Genomic DNA, 22,331 nt, shown 5'->3' with positions numbered 1-22,331 from the left:
TGCGCAAGGCGCGGGCGGATGCTGTTTTTACCGGACGCCGCGCGCTTGGAGCACGCAGCAAAAATTTCTATGGGCGCTTCGCGCTGTGTACCCGCTTCAGTCCTTTGCGGCAAGCTCCGGCGCGTCCGCCCTGGGCCGCCTGAAACGGCCGCCCCACCGCCTGCCCAGTGAGCGCGACATCTTTTCCATATAATAATAGTACACAGGAGTGATATAGAGCGTGACGATCTGCGAAAAGCAAAGTCCCCCGACCACAGCCAGCCCCAGAGGACGCCGTGCCTCGGCCCCGGCCCCGATGCCTATGGCAATGGGCAGCGCGCCCATAAGCGCCGCCACCGTGGTCATCATGATAGGCCTGAAACGCACATGGCAACCGCGCGTAATGGCCTCAAGCGGCTCCATGTCGGGATTATGGCGCTGCGCTTCAAGGGCGAAGTCCAGCATCATGATGGCGTTCTTCTTCACAATGCCCAACAGCATGATAACGCCCACAAAGCCATACAGGTTCAGGTCCATGCCGAACAGCCACAGGGTAGCCAGCGCGCCGAAACCCGCTGAAGGCAGGCCCGAAAGAATGGTCAGAGGATGGATGAAGCTTTCATACAGAATGCCCAGCACCAGGTAGATGACCACAATCGCCAGCACCAGCAGCCAGCCCATGCCCGTCAGCGAGCTTTGAAAGGCCTGCGCCGTGCCCTGCGATTCGGCAGTGACCGTATCCGGCAGCAGCGGCCTGGCAACGGCCTCCACGGCGGCCACGCCCTGCCCCAGAGATACCCCGGGCCGCAGGTTGTAAGAAATGGTCACTGCCGGAAACTGGCCGTTGTGGTTCACGGCAATGGGACCGACGCCCGGCTCCATTTTTACCAGGGTGTCCAGTGGCACAAGATTGCCGTCTGCCGCGCGCACGTACAGGCGTGACAGGGCCGAGCTGCCCTGCTGGAATTTCTTTTGCAGTTCCACAAAAACCGTATAGTCGTTGGTTGGCGCGTAGATTGTTGAAATTTCGCGCGACCCGTAGGCCGATTGCAGGGCCAGCTCTATCTGGTGCGGGCTTACGCCCAGCGCCGCCGCACGGTTACGGTCAATGGTAACGCGCAGTTCGGGATTTTTCAGTTGCAGGTCGCTGTTCACGTCCTGCACCTGCGGCAGGGCGCGCAGGGCCTCTTCCACTTCCTGGGCGCTGTCGTACAGGGCTTCCATATCCGGTCCGGAAAGCGTGTACTGGTAAAGAGCCTTTGAAGAACGCCCGCCGATATTGATGGCCGGCGGCACACGCACAAAAACCCTCAACGAGGGAGAAATATTCAGTTCACGCCGCAGCTGCTCGGCCACCTGCTCGATGCCGGGGCGCTGGTCGTGCGGCTTGAGCGGCATGAGCAGTATGCCGTTATTCATGCTCGGGCTGCCGCCCACAATGCCCACGATGGAGTTGTACACGGCCAGGTGGGAATTTTTTTCCAGCAGAGGGTCAAGGCTGCGCTGTGCGCTCACCATACCCTCGTATGACACGCCCTGCTCGGCCTCGGTGCTGGCCACCAGCATACCCATATCCTCCACGGGCAGAAAACCCTTGGGCATGACAGCCCCCAGCCACCCGGTGAGCGCCAGCAAGAACAGGGAGGCCATGAGCGTCTTCAGGCGGTGGCGCAGCACCACATCCAGCGAACGCGCGTACAGGCTGTTCAGGCGGTCAAAGCCGCGCTCAAGCAAGCCGTAAAAGCCCTGTCCGGCGGTGCGTCCCACGGCGTGCGCGCCCCGCGCCTTCAGAAAGTAGGCGCACAGCATGGGCGTGAGCGTAAGCGATACCACGCCCGACGCCAGAATGGCCGTAATGATGACTACAGCAAACTCTCTGAACAAACGGCCCACAATGCCGCCCATAAACAGCACGGGAATGAACACCGCCGCCAGCGAAACCGTCATGGACACGATGGTGAAGCCGATTTCCGCCGACCCATCATAGGCCGCCGTAAGCGGATCCTTGCCCATCTCCTGGTGGCGCACGATATTTTCGAGCATGACGATGGCGTCATCCACCACAAAGCCCACGGCCAGAGTCAGGGCCATGAGCGAAAGGTTGTCCAGGCTGTAGCCAAGCACCGCCATGACGGCAAACGTGGAAATGACCGACATGGGCAGGGCCAGGCTGGGAATTATGGTGGCGGGCAGGTTACGCAGAAAAACAAAAATGACCAGCACCACCAGAAAAACCGTAAGCACCAAAGTAAACTTAACATCCGCCACAGAGTGGCGGATGGAATCGGAGCGGTCGTAAAAAACTTCCAGCGCAACGGACGGCGGCAACTGACGCTCAAGGCCCGGCAAAAGCTTGCGGATGGAGTCCACCACCTGCACGGTATTGGTTCCCGGCTGGCGCTCCACAGCCAGGGTGATGCCGGGTGAGCCGCCGTTACCCCAGGTAAGCTGCTTGTCCTGCTTTACGCTGTCCACCACCTGCCCGAGGTCGCGCAGCCGTACCGGCGCGCCGTTGCGGTAGGCCACCACCGTATCCTGAAAGGCGCGGGCATTGAGCAGCTGGCCCGAGGACTTGATGGCACTGGCCCGCTGCGCGCCTTCCAGAGAGCCGGTGGGCAGCATGCTGTTGGCAGCGGCCACGGCATCGGCAACCTCGTCAATGCCAAGCCCGCGCGAGGCCAGCTCATCCGGGTCAAGCTGCACCCGCACGGCATATTTCTTTTGCCCGTACACCACCACCTGAGCCACGCCTTCCACCATGGAAAGACGCTGGCCGATAAGGGTATCGGCATATTCGTTAAGAGCATACAGCGGCAGAGTGGGCGACGACACACGCAGGTACAGGATAGGCATGTCGGCCGGGTTCACTTTGCGAAAGCTCGGCGGCGTGGTCATGTTGGCTGGCATGCGCCGCTGGGCAAGGCCAATGGCCGACTGCACGTCCAGAGCCGCCGCGTCAATATTGCGGTCCAGGGCGAACTGGATGGTAATGCGGGTACGGCCCGTGGAGTTGACCGATGAAATGGAGTCAATGCCCGCAATGGTAAAAAATTCCTTTTCCAGCGGCGTGGCTACGGAAGCGGCCATGGTTTCCGGGTCGGCTCCCGCAAGGTCGGCCATGACCTGGATGGTAGGAAAGTCCACATTGGGCAGATGGTTGACAGGCAGGTTTTTATAGCCCGTTATGCCGAAAAAAAGCATGCCGAGCATGAGCAGCACCGTGGCGACCGGGCGGCTGATAAACACGGAGGCGATATTCATGACATTTTTTACGTTAACTGCATATCAGGCGCAAGAACAAAAACAGTCCCAGCCCGCAGCACAGGCCGCCGATAAGCTTTCTTAGCAATTCCGTTGGAATACGCCTGGCAACAGCCACCCCGGCAAACAGACCCGCCAGGGCCATACCGCAGATATACGGCAAAATGGTAAAATCCACATGCCCGTCAGACATGTTGCCGATAGTGCCGAACAGGGCCGTGGTCACCTGATAGGGCATGGCAAGGCCCACAGCCGTCATGGGTGAAACACCCGCCATGATCATCCAGGGAATGGAAAGCACCGGGCCGCCCGCTCCTGTAAGCCCGGCCATAAGCCCCGTCACTGCGCCGATGCAGAAAAAGCCGCGCCTGCTCTGCCAGAATGCGCTGCCGCTGCCCGGCCGCGGCGGCCGCAGGGCGCACAGGCCCGCAAAAATGATGATGCCGGCCAAAAGGGCCACCAGCGGCCCGGCAGGCAGCCATGCGTTAAGCAGCGCGCCGGGCCAGGCAGCAAGACTGCCCAGCATGTAGGGCAGCGCCATATGCCAGTCCACATGTCCCAGACGGCGGTACATGATTGTGCCTACAAGCCCCACGGGCAGAAAAGAGGCCAGCGCCGTACCCATAGCCATATGGGTTTCCTGCCCGCTGAAAAGGATAAGCGCCGGAGGAATAAGAATGCCGCCCACTCCGGTTATTCCCACCAGAAAGCCCACCAGCAGACACGTGGCGTACAAAACCGCTATCATCATGACAATCGCCTCAGCAATTAAAGCATTGGAACTCTGAAAACAGGGCCTTTCAAGGTTGTTACGGCACCAGCTCCGCCGTTCAGCCGCGCAGATGCATCACGCGTGCGCTTCTGGCGGGAAAAGCATCACGCAGTCGCCCGGGCAATATCGCACAGGGTACTGTCACGCCCACACTGTGCCAGAAAGCAGCAAAAGAGCCGCAAGCCAGAGGGCCAGGCCACCACACAGGGCGCTCCACCACAGCAGGGAGCACAGGGCCGACAGGCGGGAAACATCCCATGCTGCCGAAAGGCCGCGACGTTCCTCATCCTCTGGCGACGGTCCAAGCCAGGGCTTGGGCGTCAGCACTCCAAAATAGACCGACGGCCCTGCCATGCGCGCCCAGCACAGCCAGGCGCAGGCCGTCATGGTCCAGCCGGAATTGGGACTGGGCATGCCCACGGCCTGACGGGCCACCACGCCAAGGCCGGGCCAGCGCCCCGGCCATGCCGGAAGCCTGGCCGCGCAACGGATGAGGCGCTGCAAAGGCTGGCGGGCCGCTACCCGCACGCACCGGCGGCCGAAAGCGCCGGCAAGCCGCGCGCACAGACAGGCCAGCACATGGGCCAGCGCCGTACTCAGCGCAGCCAGGCGGGCCGGAATAAAGGCCAGGGCATCGTCAGCCCGCGCTCCGGCCCAGCCGAGCCAGCGCCACTTGTCAGTGGTGTAGCCCCACATGGAATCCGTGGTGCTGACGGCCTTATAGCACCACAGGGCTACAGGGCCGCCAACCAGCAGCCAGAAAAAAGGCGCGGTAAAAGCGTCTGTGAGATTTTCAGAAAGGGTATCGGCCAGCGTCTTGCGCATGAGCGGTCGATCCATGCTGCCGGTCTCGCGACTGACGAGCCAGGAGAGTGCCTCACGGGCTTCAGGCACGGGCGCATGTTCCACACGTTCCAGCACAGTGCGCCCGGTTTGCAGCAGGCTGCCCATGGCAAGGCCGGACCAGCCCAGGTATACCGCCAGCGGCAGGGCCAACAACGGCAGCGATGTCAGGCTCCAGGCGGCCAGTCCCGTACAGAACGTCAGCACGGCCAGGGCCGCCGCCCCGGCAAGGCGGCCGCGCAAACGCTGTTTTTCTGCCGCGCCGGTCGCCATAAAGCACCGCGCAGGGCCTTCCAGAGCGTCCAGAAACCTGCCCACAATGCAGACAGGATGCCGCCAGGGCAAAGCAGGATCGCCAAGCCACAAATCCAGAACAAGGGCCAGAGGGGCCAGCCACCAGCATTCCCACACAGACCAGGGAAATACCAGGGAAAACCCGTGACCCAGGCTCACGCCCAGTCCTCCATAAGGCCAGTGCATGCCAGGGCCGCATAAAGCACAATACCCGCCGCTGTGGACAGGTTGATGCTGCGCACGCGCCCTTCCAGCATGGGAATGCGCACCCTGTGCGGCGAAAGTTCCAGAATTTCCTGCGGCAGGCCGCGCGTTTCCGGACCGAAAACCAGAAAGTCATCAGGATCAAAGGCAAAATGGTGTACCGGCACACTGCCCCCGGCGCTCTTTGCCGAGGTGAATACCAGCCGCCCCGCGCGCCCGTCCGCCAGAGCCTCCCGCGTAAAGTCACTCCAGCAGGGCCAGACCTGCAAGCGCACATTGGGCCAGTAGTCCAGCCCCGCGCGTTTGAGGTAGCGGTCTTCAAGCTTGAAGCCCAGCGGCTCTATAAGATTGAGCGTTACGCCCGTGGCTGCGCACAAGCGGGCCACATTGCCCGTATTGGGGGGTATTTCCGGCTCGTAAAGAACTATCTGCATGCTTTTTCCATTTCGGCGCATATGCCGCAGGCCGCCGAAATACGGCGGCGCTTCCGGCGGGCGAAAACCTCGGCGGTTTCCGCACTGTTTTTGCCCGGACCGCAAGGTGGCACCCCGGCATGGCGGCCCGGCCCCTCTGCTGTGCGGACGTTTTTTGGGGAGCATGATAGTAGGGCGTATGGCAATGCTTTTCAAGGGGCCATTACCACCGGCCATCGGCCACCACGCTGCGGCGCGCGGCGCCAGACACTGGAAACAGGCATCGTGAATCGGCATCAAAAGCAGACCGCGGGCAGCAGCAACCATCAGGGACGGACGGCGGCAGACAGCCGCAATGACAAGGCGGGCAGGGGTCAGCCAGGTGGCAAGCAGGTTCACCGCTGCCGTCCACTGGCGCACCAAACAGAGAGCATGAGCGCATTTCAGACATTAATGGCTCTGGACCACCCGGCCAGCCAGTCCCGGCACAGCCTGACAGACCACGCGCATGTCCCGGCTGCTGCGGCCGCTGTCGTCCAGCGTGGCGAACGATTCTGCTCCGGTGATCTCCACTGCGGCCCCGTGCGCTCCGCCCCGTTCGAGCTTTTCCAGCAGCAGATCACGGGCGCGTTCACCAAGGGCGTCCAGACTGTAGCCCCGGTGGATATTTTCCGTCAGGTCCAGAGCCGGAACGCGCAGAATGCCGCGGCCGGTATCTGCGTAAATTTCCAGCGAATCCGTGGGCAGGGTCAGGGCCGCGCCCACGGCATTGGCCACCGCGGCGTGGGGCGGGCATTTTACGGGCAGGCCCAGCGCAGCGGCCAGGTGCGTTCTCATGCAGTCTGCCGGGCCGCCCATGAGCCAGGCGTGCAGGGGCCGCGCCTGACGCAGCGCCTTCAGCCCCGCAAGGGTATAAATGGGACGGGCGTTGATGTCCTCTACCAGTTCATGGGCAGCTGCAACTATCCGGGCGAGGGCGTCGTCCACAGCCTTGCGGGCCAGAACCTGGGGTGCAAGGCCGTGCCGCCGAGCCAGATGCCCCATGCTCTCCACCGAAGCAGCCACATCCCCTGCTGTTTTTGCAAGTTGTGCGGTGGCCTGTGCCGCAGCGCCGCTTGCTGCCGGATTTTCTGCCGCGTTGGCCGCCGGGTTTTCCGTTAAATTTTCCAACCCGGAACAGGGTTGGCTGTGCAGTGTGTTGAGGGCATCCAGCAGGGTTGGCAGGCTGCCGCCAAAGGCCACGGCAGGTCCCTGCCGCAGCGGTCCCACGCGCACTACGGCCTCATGGCCGCTGCCCTCGACGCTGACAAGCGAATCACCACCCACGCCGATGGAAACCGAAGCCAGCGCGCGCACCAGCGTACGCCGTCCCTGAAGGACCATGCCGTCCCTGTCCACCACCGGGGAGCCGTCCGCCACAAGGGCCATGTCTGTGGTGGTGCCGCCCATATCCAGCAGCAGCCCGCAGCCCTGGCACGCGGCCGGACACAAAGCCAGCACGCCCATAACGCTGGCTGCCGGGCCGGAAAGGATGGACTGCACCGGCTCCTGCCGTGAAAGGCTCAGCGGCACGGCCCCGCCGTCAGCCTTGAGCAGGCGCACCGCGGCGGATACTCCGGCCCGGGCAAGGGCGCTCTCCGCGGCCTCCAGAAAACTGACGTGCAGGCGCTGCACGGCAGCGTTGAAATAGGCGGTGGCAATACGCCGCGGAAAGCTGAGACGGCCGGAAAGCCTGTGCCCCTCAGTAATGCCCGGCACGGCTGGTTCTGCCTCCGGTACGCGGTCCGAGGGTGCATCCCGGCGCAAGGAAGGGCCGTACGCGCGCGCCACAGCCCGGGCCATGGCCTGCTCGTGCGCCGGATTACGCGGCGAAAACTTGCTCACGCAAGCCACGGCGGTGATGCCTTCCTCTTTCCACAGGGCAGCCTGACGCTCCAGGCCCGCAACATCCAGCGGGCTGACTTCAACCCCCCTGTGATCAAGACCGCCGGGAACTACACATACATGCCGCCCCAGGGCAAAACGGCCGGGAGCAAGCCCCGGCCCGGCAGACAAGGCCAGTCCCACGGCATCAGCCTTGCCCTGCACAAGGGCGTTGACAGCCAGCGTAGCCCCAAGGGTGACCCGGCTCACCCGCCCGAGCAGCGCCGCGCCGCCAGAGGTGGCCAGGATCGGGTCACTGTCCAGCGCGGTTGTCAGGGCCGCCAGCACCTCGCCAATGGACGCGGGCATATCATCATGCCGCGTGGGCGTTTTGGCAGCGGCCAGAATACGCATACGGGGCAACGCCGCGCCCGGAACAGCCTGTTTTTCCGGCTGTTCCGATACATGGGGCGCGTATGCCACATGTATGTCGTCAGCGGCGTTCAGGGCAGCTGCGGCATGCCCTTCGGGTGACGCGTCCGCCCTGCCGGACGGATGCCCCCCGGGGTCCTCCATCAGCAAAACCGCATCGGTATGGGTTCCTCCGGCATCGATTCCCAGCAAATATACGGAAGTATCTGCCGTATTTTTCATGTCTGTGTATTTCATATCTGTCCTCATTGCGCAAAAAGGCAGGCCCAGCATACGGCATGCGCCGCCCCAGGGCCAGACCTTTGCCCGGAGGCGGCGCGCGCCGCTCAAGGCCCGCTGCCGCGCGGTCAGTGCGCTTGCCATATGGGGCGCTTTACAGTAAATTTTTTCTCTTGCGGACTCGACGGCCATGTGTGCCGCCAGTGATGCCGCCCTACTTATGAGTCTTGCGGAGGACAGTCATGCAAAAGATGAAGTACATCTGGGTTGACGGAAAAATGGTTCCCTGGGACGAAGCCCAGGTTCACGTGCTCACCCATGCCCTGCATTACGGCAGCGCCATTTTCGAGGGCATCCGGGCTTATGCCTGTGCCGACGGCACGTCCGCCATATTCCGCCTTGAAGACCACTGCAAGCGTATGCTCAACTCCGCCAAGATCCTACGCATGAACCTCACTCTTACCGTAGAAGAGCTGGTAAAAGCCTGCGTGGAAACGCTTGAAATCAACAAACTGGCCGAAGGCTATGTGCGTCCGCTTTCTTTCGTGGGCTATGGCGAAATGGGCGTCTACCCCGGCAACAATCCGGTGCAGACCATTGTAGCCGCCTGGCCCTGGGGGGCCTATCTTGGCGCCGAAGCTCTGGAAAAGGGCATTCGCGTCAAAACCAGCACCTTTGCCCGCAGCCATGTGAACACCAGCATGTCCAAGGCCAAGGCCGCAGGCAACTACATCAACTCCATCCTTGCCAAGGTGGAAGCCAAGGACGAAGGCTATGACGAGGCCGTCATGCTGGACACCAACGGCTATGTGTCTGAAGCCACTGGTGAAAATATCTTTATCGTGCGCGACGGCATCATCAAGACCACGCCCTGGACCTCCATCCTCGGCGGCATCACCCGTGACTCCGTCATGAAGCTGGCCCAGGACCTGGGCTACACGGTGGAAGAACAGCAGTTCACCCGTGACGAAATGTATATTGCCGACGAGGCGTTCTTTACCGGCACCGCGGCGGAAATAACCCCCATCCGCGAGATGGACCACCGCCAGATCGGCGCCGGACACGCCGGGCCTGTGACCAAGCACCTGCAAACCGAGTACTTCAAGATCGTCAAGGGCCAGAACCCCAAGTACGCCGGCTGGCTGCACCACTATAAAGTCTAGCTCAACAGGCGCGCCCGGCCCGCCGGGCGCGCCGTCAGAAAATCATGAAGCATCTCTCCCTCGCCTCGCGCTACCGCCCCCAGACCTTTGCCCAGGTGGCGGGACAGGATATGGTAAAAGCCGTCCTTTCCCGTGCCGCCGCCGAGGACAGGCCCGCTGCGGCCTATCTTTTGAGCGGTACGCGCGGCGTGGGCAAGACCACCATTGCCCGCATTTTCGCCAAGGCCCTCAATTGCGAGCATTCCCCCGGTCCCGAACCATGCAACGAATGTGCCCAGTGCCGCAAGATCACCCAGGGCGTGCACGTGGACGTAACGGAAATTGACGGCGCGTCCAACAACAGCGTGGAAGATGCCCGCTCGCTGCGCGAAACCATCGGCTACGCCGCCATGGAAGGCCGCTACAAGGTCTTCATCATCGACGAAGCCCACATGCTCACGCGCAACGCCTTCAACGCCCTGCTGAAAACTCTTGAAGAGCCGCCGGAGCGCGTGGTCTTCATCTTTGCCACCACCGAGGCGCACAAGTTCCCCGTGACCATTGTGAGCCGCTGCCAGCATTTCGTGTTCCGCCACCTGAGCGAAGACGCTCTGGTCGAGCACCTTTCCGGTGTGCTGCGCAAGGAAAATGTCACCTTTGAAGACAGCGCCGTACGCCTGCTGGCCCGCCGCGCGGCGGGCAGTGTACGCGACAGCATGTCCCTGCTGGACCAGACCCTGGCCCTGGGCGGCGAACAACTCACAGCCGCCGCCACGCGGCAAGTGCTGGGCCTGGCCGGACAGGAAATGTTCGCTGAACTTTTCGAGGCCCTGCACGCGCAGGACTGCCCCGCCGTGGCCGGACTCTGCCGTCAGATATTGCAGCAGGGCGTGGATATCGGCTTTTTCGTGCGAGAACTGGCCGGCAACCTGCGCAATCTTTTTCTTTTGCGGCAAGGCGGCGCGGCAGTGGCTTCCAGCCTGCAACTGCCCGCTGACGAGGCTGCCCTGTGGCAGGGCCTCGCACCGCGTTTTTCCACGGCCCACCTGCATGCCGCATGGCAGATGACGCTGGACGCCCAGCGCGGCATCGTGCAAAGCCCGGAACCGGCAGCCGCCCTGGAACTGCTGCTGCTTAACCTGGCCCTGCTGCCGCAACTGCTGCCCGTTGGGCAGGTAACGCCGGACCAGATGCCCGCGGGTCCCCCAGGCGCGGCCCCGGCCGACGCAAACCAACCGCCTTCCGGCTCCACGTCCGGTCCCGCTTCCAGCATGCCGCATGGCGGATACAGGTCGGGGCAGCCGCCACACGCAGGAGCAGAAGCGGCCCGCCACAACGCCGGAACGCCGGACGACGCCCCGGCCGCTTCGGGCATGGGCAAAAGCGCAGCCCGCCCACGGGCCACCACCACTGCCGCCCGCCCCACCACAGATGGCGAAGAGGCCGAAACACCCGACCCTGCTCCAGCCTGTGACCACAGCCGGAACCAGCCGTCCGGGCAGGACGAAAATCTCACCCGGGGCCAAAACAGTCCGCACAGCAATCAGGGGCGCCACCCGGACAAATCCCATACAAGTGACCAGCGTGACGTGCGGGCCGAAGGCCGGACAACGCCCCCGTACAGTGCTCACCGTCGCGCCCCAGGCAATGGCTTTTCCACCCCGCCGGACGCGCCCCAAGACGGAGCGCCAGCGCAGACACCCCATACGGAAGCCCCCGGCCCTGATATGGACGGCGCACCCTGGACAGGCCAGGACGAAGATTATGCGCCCTACGAAGATGACGCCCTGACGGAAAGCCCGGTTGCGCAAAACTGGCCGGGCCGCCGGAACGCCACAAGGCGGACGGACAGTTCCGGGCAGAATGCTTCGGACAGAAATGCCGCCGGGCAAAGTGCTACAGGCCAGGACCGCAGGGACAGGCAGACGCAACAAGACGCCCCGGCTGCAGCACCGGCCAGCCCCGGCGGGCGTAGCCGCAACTGGCAGAATTTTTACGATTTCTGCGTGGCGGAACAGGCTGCCTCGCGCCCCGTTCCGGCTCCTTACGTACTGCGCGGCATAGGGGTGGACTGGCAAGGCAGTACGCTGCGTTTGCAGCCCAGAACAGAAACGCAGCTGCATCAGCTTGAAAAACAGGCCAAAGCCCTGTATGCCGCACTGGCCGCCTATGGCGCGCCGGAAACGCAGGTAGAGATTATCGCCCCCAAGCCGCACCGGCCGGAGGCGGACCTTATTGCCGAGTTCAGCCGCAAGGAAGAGCTGCAGCCATGCTTTGAGGTGCTGAACGCCTCGCTGAAAGGCTGCCGCCCCATAGACTAGCCGCATCCCCACGGGGAGAGAAAAGACGACAGGGCATGCTCACAGCCGCGGGCAGCCCGGCGACCCGGGCTGCCCGCGGCAAGGCGGCCCGCAGCGGTTTTTTCTGAAAGCACTTGCGGGAAACGCCGTTTTCGGGGATATTCCGCCGCACCATGCGCCACATGACTTCGGGAGGCCTGCCGTGAACATATCAAGCGCGTTCTGTTCCTGTAAAAACACGGACTGTCCGCTGCATCCGGCCAGGCATGATAAAGGCTGTGCGCCGTGCATACAAAAAAATCTCAGGCTCAAAGAGATTCCCAACTGTTTTTTTGATTTGCTGGAAGGGGCGGAATCACGGGAGGGAGACTCCTTTGAACATTTCGCACAACAGGTTCTCGGCTCCGGAACCGCCTGCCGCTGAAGGCGGACTGTACGGCGCAGCAAGGCCACCGGACGAAAGAACTCCCACAACGGCCCGGCAATGAAAGACAAAAATCTTTCATTCTGATGCAACAATTTGAATATTCAAGGAGAAACATATGCGCAACATGAATGACATCCTGCGCCAGGCCCAGGTCATGCAGAACAAGATCGCCAAACTCCAGCAGGAAATGGGCGAACACAGTTACGAGGCCACCAGCGGCGGCGGTATGGTCAAGGCCGAAGTTTCCGGCAAGCAGGAACTGCGCAAGATCACCATTGACCCCAAGGCCCTGGAAGGCGGCGATGTGGAAATGCTGCAGGACCTCATCCTGGCTGCCGTCAATGAGGCGGGGCGTATCGCCCGTGAAACCATGGACCGCGAAATGAGCAACATTTCCGGCGGCATCAAGCTGCCCGGCCTCTTCTAGGTTCATGAACAAACGTATTCCCGAACCACTCAAGGCCCTGGTGGAGCAGCTCGCGCGCCTGCCGGGCCTTGGCCCCAAATCCGCCATGCGCGCGGCCATGGCCCTGCTCAAATGGCCGGAGGCCGAAACCCGCCGCCTGGGGCGCGGCATCCATGACCTGCGCGACAACCTGCACCTGTGCTCGCGCTGCGGCGGACTTGCGTCCACAGACCCCTGCCCGGTCTGTGCCGATGCCGAACGCGCGCGCGACACGCTCTGCCTGGTCACCGAGTGGGACAGCATGCTTACCCTGGACGAAGGCGGCTTTTACCGGGGGCAGTACATGATCCTCGGCGGTCTGCTGGCCCCCCTGGAACGGATGGACGCTGAAGGTCTCGATACAGACCGGCTGGTGCGCCGGCTGGATGAGGGAGAGGTGACCGAGCTTATCCTGGCTCTCGGGGCTACGCTGGAAGCGGAAAATACTGCTACGTTCATCCGCCGTCTGGTGGCCGGGCGTTTTCCGCATGTGCGCATTTCGCGGCTGGCGCAAGGCATTCCCCTGGGCGCAGAAGTCAAATATATGGACAAAGAAACCCTGCGACAGTCGCTTCAGTACCGGCAGGACCTCTAAAGCAGATCAACGTTGCGAATGCACATTCGCAACGTCACGGCGCTTGCGCCTGCACGCGAACGCCCGCTCGCATAGCCGCCAGGGCAATCTTTCTTTGAAATTGCCCGGAACAGCCGGTATTACGGATGTGCATACACAAGGTTACTGCGCCTTACCACGGCGCGGAACAGGCACATGCACGACGCTGCCGCCTTTGTGCGCAAACCCTGCGCCAAGGCCTCAAGCCGGCTGCCCCCTGATGGTGAAGATGGTGAAAATGTGTTCACACAGACACCAGGGGTGACAGCATAAACAGGCCCTGACACCACGCGCAGGTTTGCCGGACGGCTTGGCCCACGGCAGCACAGGCGCATGGCGCACCGGCGCACCGCGCACCGCGCACATTCAGACAATAGATATCCCCACATTGCAGGAGGTTCTGATGGACCCGGCCGTTTCTTCCGTTATCCAGCATCCCGTGGCACAAGCCACTGTGGCTGGTCTGCTGTCATGGCTTTCCGTCAGCCTCGGCGCGGCATTCATATTTACCCGGCGGGAATTTTCACGCAAAGCCATGGACTGTCTTCTGGGCGCAGCCGGGGGCATGATGCTGGGCGCGTCCTTCTTCGGCCTGCTGCAACCGGCCATGGAACTGACCTCTCACATGGGGCGTACGGGCTTCATCCCTGTAGTGTTCGGGCTGCTGCTGGGCGCGGGTTTTCTGCTAATGCTCGACCGTGTTCTGCCCCACCTGCACCTTGTACAGGATACCACCGAGGGCATCTCGACACGCTGGCGGCGCAGTGTTCTGCTTGTTACGGCCATGGCCCTGCACCATATTCCCGAAGGGCTGGCCATCGGGGTAGGTTATGGGGCAGCCGCTGCGGAAAGCGGCATGGCTACAGGCATTGAAAGCCTCGGCATGAGCACGGCCCTGGTGCTTACCGCGTCCATCATGCTGCAAAACCTGCCCGAGGGTATGGTAGTATCCACCGCCTTGCGGGCCGAAGGCTATTCAGCAAAAAAATCCTTCTTTTATGGTGTACTCTCCGGCGTGACCGCCCCCATCGGGGCCATACCGGGGGCCATGGCCGCAGGGGTAACTGCGGGCATTCTGCCCGTGGCTCTGGCCTTTGCCGCAGGGGCCATGATCTATGTGGTCTTTGAAGAGGTCATTCCTGAAGCCAACGCCTCGGGCAATGGCAATGCCGCTTCTCTCTCCTGTATTTTCGGGGTTTGTCTGGTTATTGCGCTCACCACCCTGCTGGGTTGACCGGCCTTTTCCCTTTAAAAAAACTAAGCAGCGATGTTGCAGCTCCTGCCTGAGCCGGGTTCTTCTGCGGAACCCGGCTCTGCCTTGTTCGCATGGGTTCGCACGATGAGCGCATGATGGCGGCATGATATCCGCCCGCTTTTCTTGCCTTAAAAAATGTAGATAATTTCACTCTTCGCGCTTTTTTTCATCTGCCATAAGCTTTTTTCCATATCATCCGAAGATATAAGCAAGGCGATTTGTTATTTTTTGAAAGTGTATTTCATCGCACTACTATTGATAGTTGCGAATATGGCTTTTTTTATTTACGACTAAAGAACTCGTATTTTTATATAAACAGGTAATGCCGTGATCATCTTTCGGGTGCACTTCATGCACAGGGGGGCGGATATGTCACACAGCATGCATTGACGGGCCGTCCGGAACAGCCCAACCCCGGCCATTGGACACACAAACACAGTCGGTCTGGAGCCGCGGACCAGAACCCGCGCGACACAGCACCGCAGCCATGGGTACACCTGAACGTATTTTCCGCCACCTGTGACTTCGGGAGCGGCTATCTAAGGAAGAACCCTTATGAATCTCACCCTCAGCTTTCGCATTACTGTATTTTTCATCATTGCCCTTGTGCTGGCCTGTGCGGCCATGCTGACCGGCTTCAAGCTTGCCCTGGGCGACGGCCTGAGCGCCGCAGCCATGTGGAAAGCCCTGCTGTTCGGCGCGGGGAGCATTGCGATTCTGGGCGTCGTCGGCGCAATATTCATTAACGGCAGGCTCGCGCCCATCCGCAAATGCGTTCTCTACGCCGAAGCCATCGCCGCCGGGCATCAAGAGGCCAGGCTTGACGTGTACCGCACCGACTGCCTGGGCCATCTGGCTGAGTCACTGCGCATCATGGTCGCCAAGCTGGAAAGCCAGGCACATTGGTACGAGGGCATACTGAACACCCTGCCCATGTCGGTTTCCGTTACGGACAACGACATGATCTGGACATTCTGCAATACCTATGCTCTCGAAACCATGAATAAAACATGTCAAAACGATGTGGTTGGCAAACATTGCTCGGAAAAGCAAGGCAATATCTGCAATACCCCCGAATGCGGCATCGAGCAGCTGCGCCTTGGCAATAAAAAGGTCATCAACCACATGCCCAACGGCAAGACCATGCAGATCATGCTGGACTACTTGAAGGATGCAGAAGGCAAAACCATTGGGCATGTGGAAATAGGCGAAGATATCACTGAAAAAGTCATGCTTGAAAAACAGGCCGCCGAGGCCGCGCACAAGGCAAGAGTGCACACCGTCACACAGCTTGAAGACGTGGTGGCGCACCTGCAGCATGCGGCCGACACGCTCAATGCTTCACTTGGTGACGTGCGTGACAAGGCGGGCGTTGCCGCCGGGCGCATGGCCGAAACCGCCACCGCCATGAACGAAATGAACGCCACCGTACTTGAGGTGGCCCATAATGCCGAAGGCGCCGCCAAGGCCGCAACATCCGTACAGGGACATGCCCAGGAAGGCGCGGGCATTGTGCTGCGCACCATCCAGAGCATGCAGAGCGTGCAGCAGCAGTCCAGCGGACTCATGGGTGACATGGGCGGTCTTGACAAACAGGCCAAGGATATCGGTGCGGTGCTCACCCTTATCCGCGACATTGCGGATCAGACCAACCTGCTCGCCCTCAACGCAGCCATTGAGGCCGCCCGCGCAGGCGAGGCAGGGCGTGGCTTTGCCGTAGTGGCCGACGAAGTGCGTAAACTGGCAGAAAAAACCATGAGTGCCACCCAGGAGGTGGAAACCGCCATTGCCGCCATTCAGGACGGCACTGGCAAAAGCGCCACCACGGTTAGCAATACCGTGTCAGCCATTGACGAGGTGAGTCGCATGGCCGAAGAGTCAGGACAGTCGCTGGAGCAGATTTCAGCTCTGGCCGGGGATTCCAGCTCGCGGGTTTCTGCCATTGCCGCCGCGGCTACGGAGCAGTCCGCCGCCTCGGAAGAAATCAACCGGCATATAGCCGAAGTCAACAGCCTGAGCGCCCACATTGCGGAAGCGATGGATATGGCGGCACGCCAGGTCAACGACATGGCCGGTCAGGTCAGCGTTGTCACAGGCATTCTTGACGCCATACGCAAGGAAGACCACACACAACAGTAAGGCTGCACGGGCGCGCACAGCGCGTACCCCATGCAAGCCTCGCAGCCCGACGCCCTTGACATCGGGCGCGGAAAAAGCCGCCGGACCACAATCCGGCGGCTTTTTCCGCGCCCGCACAGGACATTGAGCCATTTATAACAAACACGGCATAAAGAATCCTTCTCGCTCCATGTGAACTCTTACACCGCCATGCATGCCCGGCGCAAAACGCCATGAAAAAGCATCAGGCGGCCCACCTTTCCATAAAAAAGCAGGTCGCCTGAAACCGTCCGGGCCTTTGTTGCAACGGCCCGGGCAAAGAATAATATCACAATAACTTAGGGATGATTGACAAACTTGTTCTGCGTTGCCGCCGTGCCGCTGTGGCAGGGGGTGCAGTCCATGATGCCCTTGGCCCAGTTGGCGTCATTGCCCTTGGTCATATGGCACTCGCCGCAACTGCTGACGGACGCCTGCATGGGGAAGGTGCTCTTGAAGTCCTTGCCCTGATCGATCTTGGTATTGATTATTTCGGCAGCCTTGAAGGCAGCGTCTGCAGTAAGACGGCCACAACGCTCGCTGCGCTGCTTGCTGGTAGCCTCGATCTTGTTTTCATAACACCACTTGGACACGGAAATGTGGCACAGTACAGAGTCAGAAGCGCTCATGGGCAGATCGCCCTTGACGCCCTGGGCTGCATCACCGGGGTTGAAAATGGGCAGCTTGGTCACTTCGTACCAGCGGAACAGCTCGTTGACCATGGGGTGCACTTCCTTGCGGCCCCAGAACAGCGAAAATGTCGCAGCGGCACCGTAAAGAGCGCCACAGATGGTTCCCCAGTCAGAAATGCCGCCCTTGTTTGCTTCAAGCATGGCAAAGGGAAACTGGTTGTAAGGCGCGCCGTATTTTTCGCCCATCAGGCCGACAATACTGTAAAACGCGCCGAACCCACAGCCGAAGCCCTTGTACCAGTAACCGTCATAGGCCACCTGGGCGCATTCCTTGGGGTCAAGCTTGTGGGGCTTCCAGCCAAAGGCTCCGCCCACCTGGTCAAAGCGACCCGACGCAGGCTGCGCCTGCCCCGCAGCCCTGGCCTCAACACTACCAAGGCCGAGCATAGCTCCGCCCACCGCAAGCCCGCCAAGGCCGCAGATAAGATCACGTCTGCCGATGTTCATCTATCTCCTCCTGATAGTCTGTGTCTGCCGTGACACATTGTAGTTAAAAAAATCACTACCAAGTTTGGGAAAGAAAGGTCAATCTCAAAAACACCCAAAATACATTTTTTTTTCATTACAAAGAGTTTTTTGTCGTTTTTTTTCAGGCAGACTCTGGACGACCCGCGAGAAGGACTTACATATACGAGGCGGCTGGCAGGCCAGTCCGCAGAATTTGACGCGCGCGCCGCTCCGCAGACGCACAGCGTGGCAGGTCGCTGCGCGACCAAGCACAAGACAAGTTTTCCCCGAGGAGGATCACCATATGTCCAAGATTATAGGTATTGACCTGGGTACCACCAACTCCTGCGTGTATGTTATGGAGGGCAAGGACCCCAAGTGCATCACCAACCCCGAAGGCGGCCGCACCACCCCTTCCGTGGTGGCCTTTACTGACAAGGAACGCCTGGTGGGCGAAATCGCCAAGCGTCAGGCCGTGACCAACCCCACACGCACCATTTTTGCCATCAAGCGCCTTATGGGCCGCAAATTTGACAGCCCCGAAGTGGACCGCTGGAAGGAGCACAGCCCTTACGCCATCGTAAAGGCCCCCAACGGCGATGCCGGCGTTGAAGTGGATGGGCGCACCTACAGTTCTCCTGAAATTTCGGCCATGATACTGGCCAAGCTCAAGGCTGATGCCGAAGCCTACCTGGGCGAAACCGTCACCGAAGCCGTCATCACCGTGCCGGCCTACTTCAATGACGCACAGCGCCAGGCCACCAAGGACGCGGGCCGCATTGCCGGTCTTGAGGTCAAGCGCATCATCAACGAACCTACGGCCGCTTCGCTGGCTTATGGCGCCGACAAGAAGGCCAACGAAAAAATCGCCGTCTTCGACCTTGGCGGCGGCACGTTTGATATCTCCATTCTTGAAGTGGGCGATAACGTGGTTGAAGTGCGCGCCACCAACGGTGACACGTTCCTGGGCGGCGAAGACTTCGACCAGCGCGTTATCAACTTCCTGGTGGAAGAGTTCAAAAAGGAAAACGGCATTGACCTGTCCAAGGACAGCATGGCCCTGCAGCGCCTGAAAGAAGCCGCTGAAAAGGCCAAGAAAGACCTTTCCACCTCTATGGAAACCGAGGTCAATCTGCCCTTTATCACCGCTGACCAGAACGGTCCCAAGCACATGCTCGTCAAGATCAGCCGCGCCAAGCTGGAATCGCTGGTGGGCGACCTTGTGGAAAGCACCACCGAGCCGTGCAAGAAGGCGCTTGCCGACGCCGGCATGACCGCCGACCAGATCGATGAAGTCATCCTTGTGGGCGGCATGACCCGCATGCCCCTGGTGCAGCAGGTTGTGGGCAAGTTTTTCGGCAAGGAACCCAACCGCTCCGTCAACCCTGACGAAGTGGTGGCCATGGGCGCTGCCATTCAGGGCGGCATCCTCAGCGGCGACGTGAAGGACGTGCTGCTGCTCGACGTGACCCCGCTTTCCCTGGGCATTGAAACCATGGGCGGCGTATTCACCAGGCTTATTGAGCGCAACACCACCATTCCCACGCGCAAGAGTCAGGTGTTCACCACGGCCTCCGACAACCAGCCTTCGGTGTCCATCCACGTGCTCCAGGGCGAACGCCCCATGTCTGCGGACAACATGACACTGGCCCGCTTTGACCTGGCGGGCATTCCCCCGGCGCCCCGCGGCGTGCCGCAGATCGAGGTCTCTTTTGACATCGATGCCAACGGTATCGTCAACGTGTCCGCCAAGGATATGGGCACCGGCAAGGAACAGTCCATCAAGATCACCGCTTCGTCCGGCCTGTCTGAAGAAGACATCCAGAAGCTAGTGCGCGAGGCTGAAGCCCACGCCACCGATGACAAGAAAAAGCAGGAACTTATTGAGGCCCGCAACCATGCCGACAGCCTCATCTACGGCACTGAAAAATCTCTGGCCGATCTGGGCGACAAGGCTGACGCCGCCGTCAAGAGCGACATTGAAACCAAGATGGCCGACCTGCGCAAACTGATGGAAGGCGAAGACGCCGCTGCCATCAAGACCGCCACGGACGAGCTGGCCAAGGCCTCTCACAAGCTGGCCGAGCAGCTTTACCAGCAGCAGGCCCAGCAGACCGGCGCAGCCGGCGCACAGGCCGATGCGGGCGCCGCCGAAGGACAGCCCCAGGGCAATGCGGCCGATGATGTGGTCGACGCCGACTACACCGAAGTAAAAAAATAGGCGCACAGGGCAAGCCCCGCATGGCCGCGAAACCGCATCGGACTCAACAGTCTTCGCCGGTTGCGGGCCAGGGGCCGGCTCCCGAAGCAAACCGCCCGCCTTTCCAGTATGCAGCAGGCCGCACAACGGCCCGCATGCGGGTGAACTTGCCTCAATGCCTTCACTGTACTAAAAAGGTCTGGCTCCCTGTGAGCCAGACCTTTTGCTTTTTATGGGCAAGGGGCCATCCGGCCCGTGCCAAAACTCTCCTGCCGGAGGATACAGTGCGTACAGCCATAACGTGTCGCCATCCCCTTGCGCGCATGACGCTTGGCCTGCTGCTGCTCATGCTGCTCGGCTGCCTCAGTGCCTGCAAGATGCCTTTTGGCGGAGGCCAGCGCCCAGCGCCCGCGCCCGTTCAAAGCTCCAAGCCAGAAGCCTGCGTGGCTCTGGCCCTGCCCGCGTCCGGGCAATATGCGCCCATCGGCAACAAGATCCGCCAGGGCGCGCAGATCGCCCAGAAAGAAATGGCCGCCAACGGCGTCAACGTGCGCCTTGAAATAATCAACACCGAAGCCTCGGACTGGCTGCAGAAGATTAACGCCCTGCCCGCCGCCTGTGCTGTGGTGGGCGGCCCCCTGCAGGCATCCGGCTACGCCCAGGCCCGCAAGTCCGGCGCTACGGACAAGAAAGCTTTTTTCACCTTTCTGCCCTCGCTGGAACAGGGTGACGAAGGTACGCATGCATGGCGCTTTTTTCCCGGCCCGCAGGACCAGATTGATGCCCTTGTCGGCTTTGCCACCGACAGCCTGAACATCCACAGCTACGGAGCCTTCTACCCCAGCGATGCCTATGGAGTGCGCATGACCGGCCTGCTGGAACAAAGCCTGTACAAACGCAACATGCCTCTCCAGAAGGCCGGCTACAATCCGTCCGATCCCACATCGTGGAGTTCCGCCGCAGCGCCGCTCATCAACGCCCAGACACCTGAAGGCAGCCGCACCCCCGTTCCCCAGACCGCCTTTGAAGCGCTTTTTGTGCCGGATTCGTGGAAAAGTATGGACATGCTGACCACAAGTCTGCTCTATAACGGCGAAGACCGCCTGGTGCTGCTCGGTACGACCCTGTGGGAACAGGGCCTGTACGGCAAGGTGGTCAATTCTCCTGAAAAATTCGCCCTGGCGGTCTTTCCTGCCGCCTGGAATCCGACCCACGCCCCCCGCGCCCTCCAGTCCTCGAGTTCGGACTTCTGGACGGCCCTCGGGTACGATTTTGCCCGTTTCAGCGTCAGCCTCGGCCTGACCTCACGTCTGACCGCGCCGGAAATAACCGCCCGTGCGCAGCGCGCCTCACACATGGTCTGGGGTATGGCTCCCATCACCTGGGACAGCGCGGGCGTGGCGCATCAGAAGCTCTTTATCTTCGGCGTGTCCCCCACGGGCATGGTTCCCGTCAACGTAGACGAATTCCGGCAGACACGCAGCAATATCCTGCAGCAATCCGCCCTGCGCATGCAGGGTCTGCCGCCCGTGGATGCGGAGGGCAACCCCCTTGCGCCCGACGGGCAGCAGCCGACGCTGCAACCCATCGGCACGACTCCCAGGCCCTCGTACAAGCTGAGCCTGCCGTCGCGCCTGTAGGGCTGCCCTATCTTAAAAACTGCTCCCCGCGTGGGTATAGCCGCGCGGGGAGCAGCCGATAACAGCGTTTCGCCGGAACCTGTTACGGCAAAAAATTATCCGGAAACGGCACGGCAGCGGCACAGACGCCCGCTCCGGCAGCCCCGCAGCGCCATGCCGGAAAAATTTACAACATCCCTCCGGAATCGCCGCCCCGGTGCTTCCGGGACAAGGCAAAGGACCTCGTAACATGGCACAGAACAAAGGTATCGGCTTGAAAGAAGTGGCTCATATGGCCGAACTCTCACGCCTCACTGTCAGTGAGGAAGAGCAAACGCTTTTCGCCCGGCAACTGGATGACATCCTCGGCTATATGGATGTGCTCGCCAAGGTGGATACCAGCCGGGCGGAGCCGCTGTACAGCCCTGCGCAGCACCAGCCCGCCCCGCGCGAAGACGTGGCCGCCCATGTCTGCACACGCCAGGATGTGCTGGCAAACGCTCCCGAGGCAGACGGCGAATATTTTATGGTTCCGCGTATTGTCTAGAGCATCCGAGCTTTGAAATATCTATTTTCAAAGCCGTCAGAACGCTCCTTGCAGCGCGCAACAGCCAGGTACACAGCGGTGCTGCCTTCATTACCGGCACTTCCGGCCTTACGCCGCAGTAATATGCGAATGCGGCACAGGCGACGGGCAAAACAGTGCGAGGCAGATCCTGCGGGCAGGTTTCCGTTTACGCCAACACTACAAGCA

16 protein-coding genes are annotated in these 22,331 nt (G+C 61.2%); 10 read left to right on the top strand and 6 right to left on the bottom strand.

Annotated elements, in window-relative coordinates:
* Positions 1–96 precede the first annotated feature (96 nt).
* From ACZ495_RS13100 to ACZ495_RS13080, 5 genes are all read right to left on the bottom strand, one after another.
* Entirely contained in the window at positions 97–3,240 is a 3,144-nt protein-coding gene (locus tag ACZ495_RS13100; RefSeq protein WP_464262393.1) for an efflux RND transporter permease subunit, read from the bottom strand.
* Positions 3,241–3,253: 13 nt separating this feature from the next.
* Positions 3,254–3,991 carry a sulfite exporter TauE/SafE family protein gene (locus ACZ495_RS13095; RefSeq protein ID WP_015939144.1) on the bottom strand — a complete coding sequence of 246 codons (738 nt, stop codon included), beginning with the start codon at positions 3,989–3,991 and terminating at the stop codon, positions 3,254–3,256.
* Positions 3,992–4,153: 162 nt separating this feature from the next.
* Positions 4,154–5,308, bottom strand: coding sequence for a CobD/CbiB family cobalamin biosynthesis protein (locus ACZ495_RS13090; protein WP_464262392.1), 1,155 nt, complete (start codon positions 5,306–5,308; stop codon positions 4,154–4,156).
* Positions 5,305–5,787, bottom strand: a complete 483-nt coding sequence (locus tag ACZ495_RS13085) for a tRNA (cytidine(34)-2'-O)-methyltransferase (RefSeq protein ID WP_015939146.1) — start codon at positions 5,785–5,787, stop codon at positions 5,305–5,307. The genes ACZ495_RS13090 and ACZ495_RS13085 overlap by 4 nt, the downstream gene beginning before the upstream one ends.
* 429 nt (positions 5,788–6,216) lie before the next feature.
* Positions 6,217–8,298 carry a hydantoinase/oxoprolinase family protein gene (locus ACZ495_RS13080; RefSeq protein WP_464262391.1) on the bottom strand — a complete coding sequence of 694 codons (2,082 nt, stop codon included), beginning with the start codon at positions 8,296–8,298 and terminating at the stop codon, positions 6,217–6,219.
* Positions 8,299–8,522: 224 nt separating this feature from the next.
* Between ACZ495_RS13080 and ACZ495_RS13075 the strand changes: the two genes are divergently transcribed.
* The 7 genes from ACZ495_RS13075 (at position 8,523) to ACZ495_RS13045 (ending at position 16,601) form a co-directional block, all read left to right on the top strand.
* Positions 8,523–9,443, top strand: a complete 921-nt coding sequence (locus ACZ495_RS13075; RefSeq protein ID WP_464262390.1) for a branched-chain amino acid transaminase — start codon at positions 8,523–8,525, stop codon at positions 9,441–9,443.
* Between the two features lie 44 nt (positions 9,444–9,487).
* Entirely contained in the window at positions 9,488–11,743 is a 2,256-nt protein-coding gene (gene dnaX, locus ACZ495_RS13070) for a DNA polymerase III subunit gamma/tau (RefSeq protein ID WP_296983207.1), read from the top strand.
* Positions 11,744–11,924: 181 nt separating this feature from the next.
* Positions 11,925–12,146, top strand: coding sequence for a DUF6485 family protein (locus tag ACZ495_RS13065; RefSeq protein ID WP_015939150.1), 222 nt, complete (start codon positions 11,925–11,927; stop codon positions 12,144–12,146).
* Positions 12,147–12,264: 118 nt separating this feature from the next.
* On the top strand, positions 12,265–12,576 hold the full coding sequence (locus ACZ495_RS13060; RefSeq protein ID WP_015939151.1) for a YbaB/EbfC family nucleoid-associated protein: 312 nt from the start codon (positions 12,265–12,267) through the stop codon (positions 12,574–12,576).
* Between the two features lie 4 nt (positions 12,577–12,580).
* A complete protein-coding gene (recR, locus tag ACZ495_RS13055) occupies positions 12,581–13,189 on the top strand; it encodes a recombination mediator RecR (RefSeq protein WP_015939152.1) in 609 nt (202 codons plus the stop codon).
* Between the two features lie 421 nt (positions 13,190–13,610).
* Positions 13,611–14,441 (top strand): ZIP family metal transporter, encoded by an 831-nt coding sequence (locus tag ACZ495_RS13050; protein WP_296983203.1) that lies wholly within the window; start codon positions 13,611–13,613, stop codon positions 14,439–14,441.
* A 576-nt stretch (positions 14,442–15,017) separates the two neighbouring features.
* Positions 15,018–16,601, top strand: a complete 1,584-nt coding sequence (locus ACZ495_RS13045) for a methyl-accepting chemotaxis protein (protein WP_464262389.1) — start codon at positions 15,018–15,020, stop codon at positions 16,599–16,601.
* A 317-nt stretch (positions 16,602–16,918) separates the two neighbouring features.
* On the opposite strand, the gene ACZ495_RS13040 is transcribed toward ACZ495_RS13045, so the two are convergent.
* Positions 16,919–17,758 carry a split-Soret cytochrome c gene (locus ACZ495_RS13040; protein ID WP_015939155.1) on the bottom strand — a complete coding sequence of 280 codons (840 nt, stop codon included), beginning with the start codon at positions 17,756–17,758 and terminating at the stop codon, positions 16,919–16,921.
* A 304-nt stretch (positions 17,759–18,062) separates the two neighbouring features.
* On the opposite strand from ACZ495_RS13040, the gene dnaK reads away from it, so the two are divergent.
* The 3 genes from dnaK to gatC all read left to right on the top strand — a co-directional run bounded on the left by dnaK (position 18,063) and on the right by gatC (position 22,124).
* On the top strand, positions 18,063–19,979 hold the full coding sequence (gene dnaK, locus ACZ495_RS13035; protein WP_015939156.1) for a molecular chaperone DnaK: 1,917 nt from the start codon (positions 18,063–18,065) through the stop codon (positions 19,977–19,979).
* Between the two features lie 263 nt (positions 19,980–20,242).
* Complete coding sequence (locus ACZ495_RS13030) at positions 20,243–21,598, top strand: type 1 periplasmic-binding domain-containing protein (RefSeq protein WP_015939157.1); 1,356 nt, start codon at positions 20,243–20,245, stop codon at positions 21,596–21,598.
* 229 nt (positions 21,599–21,827) lie between these two features.
* Positions 21,828–22,124 (top strand): Asp-tRNA(Asn)/Glu-tRNA(Gln) amidotransferase subunit GatC, encoded by a 297-nt coding sequence (gene gatC, locus ACZ495_RS13025; protein ID WP_015939158.1) that lies wholly within the window; start codon positions 21,828–21,830, stop codon positions 22,122–22,124.
* Positions 22,125–22,331: the final 207 nt, after the last annotated feature.

The organism is Desulfovibrio sp. GTC20076 (assembly GCF_055385905.1).
Note: the sequence above shows the minus strand (reverse complement) of the source record. Positions and strands in the feature narration are given on the sequence as shown.

Coding starts and splice junctions, on each gene's coding strand:
- ACZ495_RS13100 (WP_464262393.1), bottom strand. CDS start 3,240: ATGAATATCGCCTCCGTGTTTATCAGCCGCCCGGTCGCCACGGTGCTG.
- ACZ495_RS13095 (WP_015939144.1), bottom strand. CDS start 3,991: ATGATGATAGCGGTTTTGTACGCCACGTGTCTGCTGGTGGGCTTTCTG.
- ACZ495_RS13085 (WP_015939146.1), bottom strand. CDS start 5,787: ATGCAGATAGTTCTTTACGAGCCGGAAATACCCCCCAATACGGGCAAT.
- ACZ495_RS13080 (WP_464262391.1), bottom strand. CDS start 8,298: ATGAAATACACAGACATGAAAAATACGGCAGATACTTCCGTATATTTG.
- ACZ495_RS13075 (WP_464262390.1), top strand. CDS start 8,523: ATGCAAAAGATGAAGTACATCTGGGTTGACGGAAAAATGGTTCCCTGG.
- dnaX (WP_296983207.1), top strand. CDS start 9,488: ATGAAGCATCTCTCCCTCGCCTCGCGCTACCGCCCCCAGACCTTTGCC.
- ACZ495_RS13060 (WP_015939151.1), top strand. CDS start 12,265: ATGCGCAACATGAATGACATCCTGCGCCAGGCCCAGGTCATGCAGAAC.
- recR (WP_015939152.1), top strand. CDS start 12,581: ATGAACAAACGTATTCCCGAACCACTCAAGGCCCTGGTGGAGCAGCTC.
- ACZ495_RS13050 (WP_296983203.1), top strand. CDS start 13,611: ATGGACCCGGCCGTTTCTTCCGTTATCCAGCATCCCGTGGCACAAGCC.
- ACZ495_RS13045 (WP_464262389.1), top strand. CDS start 15,018: ATGAATCTCACCCTCAGCTTTCGCATTACTGTATTTTTCATCATTGCC.
- ACZ495_RS13040 (WP_015939155.1), bottom strand. CDS start 17,758: ATGAACATCGGCAGACGTGATCTTATCTGCGGCCTTGGCGGGCTTGCG.
- dnaK (WP_015939156.1), top strand. CDS start 18,063: ATGTCCAAGATTATAGGTATTGACCTGGGTACCACCAACTCCTGCGTG.
- gatC (WP_015939158.1), top strand. CDS start 21,828: ATGGCACAGAACAAAGGTATCGGCTTGAAAGAAGTGGCTCATATGGCC.